The organism is uncultured Campylobacter sp. (genome assembly GCF_938018035.1).
In the GTDB taxonomy this organism is placed as follows: domain Bacteria; phylum Campylobacterota; class Campylobacteria; order Campylobacterales; family Campylobacteraceae; genus Campylobacter_B.
Window position 1 is genome coordinate 1 of sequence record NZ_CALIJF010000162.1, and the last position, 7667, is coordinate 7667.

The window sequence follows — 7667 nt, forward strand, 5'->3', positions numbered from 1 at the left end:
ATCTCTCTGAGCCCAAAAATTGACGCCGCTTAATACATGAATTTAAACGCGTTTTGGAATTCAAAATTTAGCCCGCCTTGTTACCATTTTCGGTCGAGCTCTATAAAATTTCGGCAAATTTTATACTTGCAAAATTTTAAAATTCTATCGCCGCAAAATAGGGCAAAATTTCATCTCTGTGGCTTGCCGTCGCCGAATTTCGCGACTATCTCCTCACTGCAGCTCTCTTTGGGCGCCCAGCCATCGCGCTTCATCCGCGCCAGATTGTCGCACGCCTCCTGCGAGCCGCCCTCGCAAAACTCATCGTATATCACGAGGCTGCGGCACTGCCCGCTCGCGAAACTCTCCAGCGCCGCCGCGTTGCTTAGGCAGGCTCGCTCGCGCAGATCGCTCATCGCGCGCCCGCTCGCGCCGTTCATTTTATCTCCCTGCTTCCGCTCGGCGAGGGTGGCGAGCTCGCACGCATCTGCGAAAAAGCCCTGCGCTTTGAGGCGGTTTCGCACGACGCCGCGACCGCCCAGCTCGTATCTCATCGCCGCTTCGTAGCATGCAGCGGCGTCCTTTTTGCTGCACTTTGCTAAAAGCGCGCCGGTTTTTGCGCCGCTAAATTTAAACTCTTTGGCTTTGCCGTCCGCGTTTGCCAAACTAAGCGTCAGCGCTGCCGCCAGCGCAAGCTTTAAAGCTTTCATCTTTGCTCCTTTTTCGTTTATCCGCTCGCACGCTTCGATTTACCGCCTCATCGCGCACTGCACTCGCACAGCCCGCTAAAATTTCAAAGGCTCGCGCGCTCTGTCTGCGCTCGAAGCTTGGAATTTTATCGCCTCTGTCGCGCTAATTTTTCGGCAGTAGATCGAGCACCGCGCAGGCGCGCTTGTTGTGCATTTTGCACGCCCTGTCTAGCGCCTGCCCCGAGAGCTCAAAGCTTTGAGAGGTACCGATTCCTTGGAGATATTTGACCGACAGCTCGTAGCAAGCTTCGCTACTGCCGGCATCGCACTGCTCGCGAAAAAGCTCAAACGACGCCACGACGTCCTTCTCCACGCCCAAGCCCCGTCCTAGCGCATCTGCGTAGAAAAAGCACGACAGCTGATCTTTGCGTTCGCAGCCGCTTTTTAGACCGCGTGCGACGCGCTCGCAGGAGCCTTCGTCGCTTTTTACGATGCAGCTTTGCAGATCCGCCCGCGAAATTCCGTCCGTTTGAATGACCGCATCGGCGCTGCTTTGCGAGCCGGCGCTTGCTTCGCCGCTCTTTAGAAAGTGCGCGCTTTGCGCGGCGGTCCCGCCGATACTCGTTGTTTTGTCTGTTTTATCCGCCGCAGAAATTTTATCCGCTCGCGCGCTCTCGCCGCAGTTTGCCGCAAGGGCGCAAAATAGCGCCAAAAATAGAAATTTTTTCATACCCGCCTCCGTTAAATTTAGCGCCATTTTAGTCAAAAATGCTGAATTTAAGGAAAACTACTTATTTTTTATTCGGTCAAATTCTGACCGCGGCCGCGAGTATAATTTGGATAAATTTTTGCCAAGGAGTAAAAAATGGCTTCAAGTTCAATCGACAGCAGGGTTTTTGGGGTGCTTTTTGCAAGCGAAGAGATGAAGAAGATATTCAGTGATGAAAATCGCGTACAAAAGTGGCTTGATACCGAGGCTGCGCTTGCTAGGGCGCAAGCAAAGCTCGGTATAATTGAACCGCGTAGAGCGGAACAAATCACTAAATTTGCTCGTGCAGAACTTTTGGATATAGACGCGATCGGCGAGAATTACAAAAGCTCGATAACTATCGTACCGCTGTTAAAAGAATTTAAAAAGGTCTTTGACGACGATAGCGGCGAGTTTGTGCATTGGGGTGCTACGAGCCAGGACATAATGGACAACGGCATGATTTTGCAGATCCGCGAGGCGCATGCGCTACTTACGAAGCTGCTAGATAAAACATATCGCGAGTGCCTAAGAATCGCCGAAAAATATAAAAATACCGTCATGGCAGGTCGTACGCATGTCATCCACGCGCTACCTATAACATTCGGCTTCAAAGTCGCAATGTGGGCGCAGGAGATCAAGCGTAGTTTGCAGCGCCTGGAGGAAATTAAGCCGCGATTATTCGTGGGACAACTAAGCGGCGCGGTGGGCACGCTAGCAAGCCAGGAGGGCAAGGGTTTTGAGATGCAAAAGCTGATGTTTGAAGATCTTGGCTTAAACGTACCCGTCATCTCGTGGCATCCAAGCCGCGATCATATCGCGGAATTCGTAGCTTTGCAGGCACTCATTGCAGGCACGATCGGACGTATCGCGCATGAAATTTTAAGCTTGCAGCGCACAGAAATTTGCGAGGTCGAAGAGCCGTTTTTCATGGGCAAGGTTGGAAGCTCGACGATGCCTCATAAGCGCAATCCACAGGTTTGTGAGAACGTCATTGCGCTTACTAAGATCGTGCGCGCTCAAGCGCCGCTTGCGGTCGAGGCGATGGAGTGCGAAAATGAGCGCGACTGGGGCTGCGAAGCGGTCGAGTGGGATTGTATACCGCACGCTAGTGTATGCTTAGCCGCAGCGCTTGAGAAGCAAAACGACATCTTGGAAAATTTAATCGTTTATCCGCAAAATATGCGCCGCAACCTCGACGCCCTCAAAGGCGCGATGTTAAGCGAAGCCGTAATGCTACACCTCGGCGAAAAACTCGGTAGGATGAGCGCTCACGAGATCGTTTATGAGGTCTGCATGAAGGCTTTCACGGACGGCAAGCCTGTTATCGACGATCTTCTCGAGCGCGAAGAGGTCGCCAAATACTTCACTCGAGCCGATTTGGAAAAGATCATGAACCCCGAGCTTTACACCGGCGAGAGCGCGGCGTTTGTGGATAGGGTTTTAGCAGACAGCAAGAGGTAGGCGGGGCTTTTGCTCTGCTTTATTGCAAAAGGCGGGTTGTCGCGGCGCTTAAAAGCACGTCCCGCCTGCTCGCTCATTTTTGCATAGCGGAAACAGCTCGCGATGCGGCGTAAAATCGGCTTTAAATTTGTATATCCTTACGCGGCACGGCTACCACATGGCGGCTGCAGGTAAAATTCATAAAATTTTACCGAAGCTCGCGCAGTGTGTGAAATTTAAACCGACTTTAAAATCGCGGTGGAATTTTACGTCGCACGCCACGAAATAGAATTTAAAATTTCGTCTAGTTTGCTGTTAGTTTTAAGCGATTAAATTTAAAGCCTCGTCGCCGTTTAGCTAAATTTACGGCGAGACAAATGAGGCAAAATAAAATCAGGAGGGGGTCATTATGAATCCAAAATTTATAAAATTCTTAGTACTTATCGCGGTCGGCATGGCTATCTGGTTCTGCCCGCACCCGCAAGCGGTAAGTGCGCAGGCTTGGCATCTATTCGCCATCGTAGTGGCGACGATTTTAGGGCTCATACTTCAGCCTATTCCAATCGGCGCCATCGCCTTCATCGGCGTTACGGTTGCGGTTTTGACGAAAGTTTTAAAGCCCAGCGACGCTCTGGGCGGTTTTGGCAATACTACGATCTGGCTAATTTTTTGCGCCTTTATTTTGGCTCGCGGCTTTATTAAAACGGGTCTAGGGCGCAGGATCGCGTATAAAATCATCAGTCTGATCGGCGATAGTACCCTTAAAATAGGCTACTCGATCGTTATCAGCGAGTTTATTATATCGCCTGCGATGCCTTCGGCCGGGGCTAGGGCAGGAGGAGTGCTCTTCCCGATCGTAAAAGGCCTAAGCAGCGCGCTGGGTTCTGAGCCGGGTGATTCCAGGCGCAGGGCGGGTGCGTATTTGATGCAGACGTTGTGGCAGAGCAACGGTATCACGAACGCGATGTTTCTAACCTCGATGGCTGACAATCCTTTCATCGCAAAGCTTGCCGCCGATACGCTAGGCATTCAAATTTCATGGTCTTTGTGGGCGATGGGCGCTATAGTACCGGGGCTCGTATCGCTTGCTTTGATGCCTAGCTTGCTGTATAAAATTTACGCACCCGAGCTTAAAAAATATCCACAAGCCAAGCAGATCGCAAGTCAAGAGTTAGCCGCTATGGGTGCGATGAGCTACGGCGAAAAAGTGGTCGTAGGCGTGTTTGTTTGCGCGCTCGCACTTTGGGCTACGGGTGGGCTAACCGGCATCGGCGCTACGACGGTGGGAATGATTGCCGTCTGCGCGCTGGTGCTAAGCGATGTATTGTCGTGGCAGGACGTGCTCGGTGAAAAAGGCAGCTGGGATACGCTCATCTGGATGGGCTCGCTTATAACGCTTGCGGGCGGTCTTAGCAAGCTAGGTCTAATTAAGTGGTTCGCGGACTTCGTGGCCGCTGGTGTTAGCGGAATTCCGTGGATCGCCGCACTTGGAATTTTGCTTTTGGTATATGTTTATTCGCACTATCTTTTCGCTAGTCTCACGGCGCACATCGCCGCGATGTATGCAACCTTTGCTGCGGTTGCGGTAGCCGCGGGAGCGCCTGCGTACTTGGTCGCCTTAGTGTTTGCGTATGCGTCGAATTTAATGATGCCGGTTACCCACTACGGCGGTGCACCCGCTCCGATAATCTTCGGCGCAGGATACGTCACGCAAAACGAATGGTGGCGGCTAGGATTTATAATGACTACGCTAAATTTAGTAATCTGGACTTTTATCGGCGGGGCTTGGTGGAAAGTGCTTGGGCTATGGTAAAATTTCACCGGCGCGGCAGTCTTTAAATTTGACGTGCTAAATTTAACCTGAGCACAGAAACAGAGATGGGTAACAAAAAAATATTCGAGTTTTTAAATTTACTTAGCGTGCTCGTGCGCACCGGCGAGATAAATCTCAAATCTTACGCCGCGACTATGGGCCTTAGCGAGCGTACGCTGAGACGGTATTTTGCCGATCTGCGCGAGTTTTTCGGCGCCGAAAATTTCATTCTCACTGAACGCGGTAATGTAGGCATCACCGATAAAAATTTACTCAGCTCGCTAACGCTTCCAAGTGCAAAGGAAAAGCTCGAGTTTCAAAAGCTTGCTGATCTGCTTCATGTTATCAATCCGGGCTTTACCGAGGTCTTGCCGCCTGCATATAAGCGCGTAGACGAAAAGCTCGCCAAGGAGCTTGCGGATATATTTTTGATCAAGGGTAGCCCGCACGAAAAGCCGCCTAAGATCGGGGTTTTGATCAAGCTCCGTAAGGCGATCAGCTTTAAAAAATACTGCGATATCACGTATGAAGATGAGACGATAAAAAGCGCCAAAGCGTTAAAAATAATCTATTCTAAAGGAAACTGGCAGCTTGCGATCATTGATGCACAAAATCCTGCAAATAATGGCTTTCGCATAATTCGGATTAAATTTATAAAAGAGGTCATGCTACGCGCAAATACCTTCAATCTCAGCGAATATACGCGGAAATTCCTGCTGAATATGGAGAGCTTTTACGACGGATACGACGTCGAGCCTTATATGTGCGAAGTCGCCGTATCGCCTAAAATTTTAAAATTTTTCGAAGCAAAGAAGTTTTTTCGCTCGCAAAAGATCGAGGGGAAATTTAAAAACGGCTGGAGTCTTATCAGCTACGAGATCAGCAGTGACGATATGATTTTGATGCTCGCGCAAAGATTTTTTCCGCATTTCGTGATTCTCTCTCCGCGCACCGCCCGCGAAAAATTCGACGCTCAAATCCGCGAGTATCTGCAAAATGAGAAGCTTGAATTTGATTAAATTTATAAAAAGCTCGGGCTATTAACGCGGCTCATTATGAGATGCGCGCACTTTTAAAATTACAGGCTCTTTAGCGCCGCAAGTACGTTTTGCGCGTCCTGCTCGGGCTCAGCGATGCGGCTAAAGCGCTTTATCTCCTTGCCGTCCCTAAAAATTAGGGTTTGGCGGTGGTAAAATTTCTTCCCGTCGCCGGTAGTGAAGGTTTCTAGCCGAAGCGGCGTTTCAAGCTCGAATTTTTCGTCGTTTATGAACTCAAACGAGGCGCCTGTAGCGCGCTTAAACTCGCTCGTGCCCGCCTCGCCCATGCTGCCTACGGCGATAAGCTCGAAGCCGAGGGCTTTTATCTGCGCAAGCGCGCCCTCGTAGGCCTTGCACTGAAGCGTGCAGCCCGTAAGCCCCGCCACGTCGCGCAACTCTGCGGGCAAAAATTTGCCGCTGCCGCCCATTTTCGGGTAGGTAAAAACCACGCAATTTTTCGGTAAATTTATCATCTTCTCGCCTTTTGATCGAAATAGGTCGCAAAAATAGCATAAAAAATCTTAAACCCGCTTAACGGATGAAATTTTAATAAAATTTAGCGTAAAATAAGGGGTAAAATTTCGGCAAATCAAATTTGGAGTTAAATTTTGGATATGGACAGAGCGATAGAGGAGCTTGCAAAAAAGCAGCAGCAGTGCAAGATAAAATTTCTAAAACCGCTGATTTCATTGCTATGCATCGCGGTTTTTTCCGTCGGCTGGTTTATCCACGGCTTGATCCAAAACGAATACTCCTCCGCCGTGCTGATGTCCGCGATGATCCCGATAATTGCGGTAAGCTGCATATGGGGGATTTATGATGATTCTATCGCCAAATGGGAGTACAACGCCTTTTACAAAGACGCCTTCATCCGCGCTATTATTTCAGATATCAATCCCGCCTTTAGATACGAGCCGCAAAGCGGCATAGACGAAGAAGAGCTCCGCAAAACGGGCATCTATCCGAATAATGAATTCGTAGCCGAGGATCAGATAGACGGCGTGTATAAAGGGGTGAAATTTAGCCTAAGCGAAGCGATAAAAATCTATGAAACGCGAGAATCTATGAGGCTTGTAGAGTTATCTCAAAGGGCTAAAAGCGATCTTTCCGCGGCTTTTTTGCTATCGGCGATCGCGCTTTGGAACGCTTGGAGGCTCGGCGAATATGTGCAAGCCTTTAGCGGCTCTGTTTTGGTGTGCGAGTTTTATAAGAAATTTAAGGGGCAAACCATCATCGCGGACCGCTCGCCCGGTACAAAATTTTTAGGCGATCAGGAGCTGATGGACGATGTGATTTTCGGAGAGGAATTTCGTGTGTTCGCAAGCGATAAGATCGAGGCGCGGTATCTTTTGACGCCTAGCTTTATGGGGCGCCTCGGGGCTTTGAAGCTTAAGCTTGCGCCCAAGATCGCTCTTAGCGCGGCGTTTATGGACGGAAAATTTTATCTATTTTTAAACGGCGCGAAAAACCGCTTCGAAGCCGCGCTGTTTTCGCCGCGCACTACGCTAAGAGACGCCGAGCGGATAAAGGCCGAGATTTTGCAGCTTCTTGGTATCATTGACGAGCTGCGTTTGAATGAGGAGCTTTTTGGCGGCGCAAGCAAGAGCGGCGAGCCCGCAAAGAGCCTGCCGCTCGGCGGCGAGGAGCTGCAGAGATTGCGCGATAAAGGCTTGAGATTGCGCGATCGCTGATTTGAATTTTAAAACGCCATCTCGCGGCTTAAAATTTAACGCTTTTCGTAAAATTTCAATCTCATCGTCCGCGTCTTTAAATTTAGCGCTTTTTGGAATTCGGCGTCTCTTGAAATTTAATGCGGCGCAAGCGGGTAAATTTTACGGCTTGCGGCGGTAGCTTGAAATTTTAAAATTTAGCCTGCGCAGCGCAAAGCTCGCTATGAAATTTTACTCGTTGTTTCCCGCGATCGTTTCGATTAGTTTGCGTTTGTTGCGGCGGTTGTA

The 7667-nt window shown here is 49.8% G+C and carries 7 protein-coding genes; 4 read left to right on the top strand and 3 right to left on the bottom strand.

What is annotated here, in order from left to right:
• Positions 1–170 precede the first annotated feature (170 nt).
• Positions 171–689: a hypothetical protein gene (locus Q0257_RS05075; protein WP_298022350.1), complete on the bottom strand. Its 519-nt coding sequence runs from the start codon at positions 687–689 to the stop codon at positions 171–173.
• 142 nt (positions 690–831) lie between these two features.
• Positions 832–1398, bottom strand: a complete 567-nt coding sequence (locus Q0257_RS05080) for a sel1 repeat family protein (RefSeq protein ID WP_298022352.1) — start codon at positions 1396–1398, stop codon at positions 832–834.
• A gap of 135 nt (positions 1399–1533) precedes the next feature.
• Here Q0257_RS05080 and purB point away from each other — a divergent pair, with 135 nt between their 5' ends.
• The 3 genes from purB (at position 1534) to Q0257_RS05095 (ending at position 5691) form a co-directional block, all read left to right on the top strand.
• On the top strand, positions 1534–2880 hold the full coding sequence (purB, locus tag Q0257_RS05085; protein ID WP_298022355.1) for an adenylosuccinate lyase: 1347 nt from the start codon (positions 1534–1536) through the stop codon (positions 2878–2880).
• Positions 2881–3268: 388 nt separating this feature from the next.
• A complete protein-coding gene (locus tag Q0257_RS05090; protein ID WP_298022357.1) occupies positions 3269–4672 on the top strand; it encodes an anion permease in 1404 nt (467 codons plus the stop codon).
• Positions 4673–4737: 65 nt separating this feature from the next.
• Positions 4738–5691 (top strand): WYL domain-containing protein, encoded by a 954-nt coding sequence (locus Q0257_RS05095; protein ID WP_298022360.1) that lies wholly within the window; start codon positions 4738–4740, stop codon positions 5689–5691.
• Positions 5692–5750: 59 nt separating this feature from the next.
• Here the strand turns inward: Q0257_RS05095 and Q0257_RS05100 are convergent, their stop codons facing one another.
• A complete protein-coding gene (locus Q0257_RS05100; protein ID WP_298022363.1) occupies positions 5751–6182 on the bottom strand; it encodes a redoxin in 432 nt (143 codons plus the stop codon).
• Between the two features lie 141 nt (positions 6183–6323).
• Here Q0257_RS05100 and Q0257_RS05105 point away from each other — a divergent pair, with 141 nt between their 5' ends.
• The gene (locus Q0257_RS05105; protein WP_298022366.1) at positions 6324–7400 is read left to right on the top strand and encodes a DUF3137 domain-containing protein; all 1077 of its coding nucleotides are present in this window, start codon (positions 6324–6326) and stop codon (positions 7398–7400) included.
• The last annotated feature ends 267 nt before the right edge of the window (positions 7401–7667 follow it).

Coding starts and splice junctions, on each gene's coding strand:
- purB (WP_298022355.1), top strand. CDS start 1,534: ATGGCTTCAAGTTCAATCGACAGCAGGGTTTTTGGGGTGCTTTTTGCA.
- Q0257_RS05105 (WP_298022366.1), top strand. CDS start 6,324: ATGGACAGAGCGATAGAGGAGCTTGCAAAAAAGCAGCAGCAGTGCAAG.
- Q0257_RS05080 (WP_298022352.1), bottom strand. CDS start 1,398: ATGAAAAAATTTCTATTTTTGGCGCTATTTTGCGCCCTTGCGGCAAAC.
- Q0257_RS05100 (WP_298022363.1), bottom strand. CDS start 6,182: ATGATAAATTTACCGAAAAATTGCGTGGTTTTTACCTACCCGAAAATG.
- Q0257_RS05095 (WP_298022360.1), top strand. CDS start 4,738: ATGGGTAACAAAAAAATATTCGAGTTTTTAAATTTACTTAGCGTGCTC.
- Q0257_RS05090 (WP_298022357.1), top strand. CDS start 3,269: ATGAATCCAAAATTTATAAAATTCTTAGTACTTATCGCGGTCGGCATG.
- Q0257_RS05075 (WP_298022350.1), bottom strand. CDS start 689: ATGAAAGCTTTAAAGCTTGCGCTGGCGGCAGCGCTGACGCTTAGTTTG.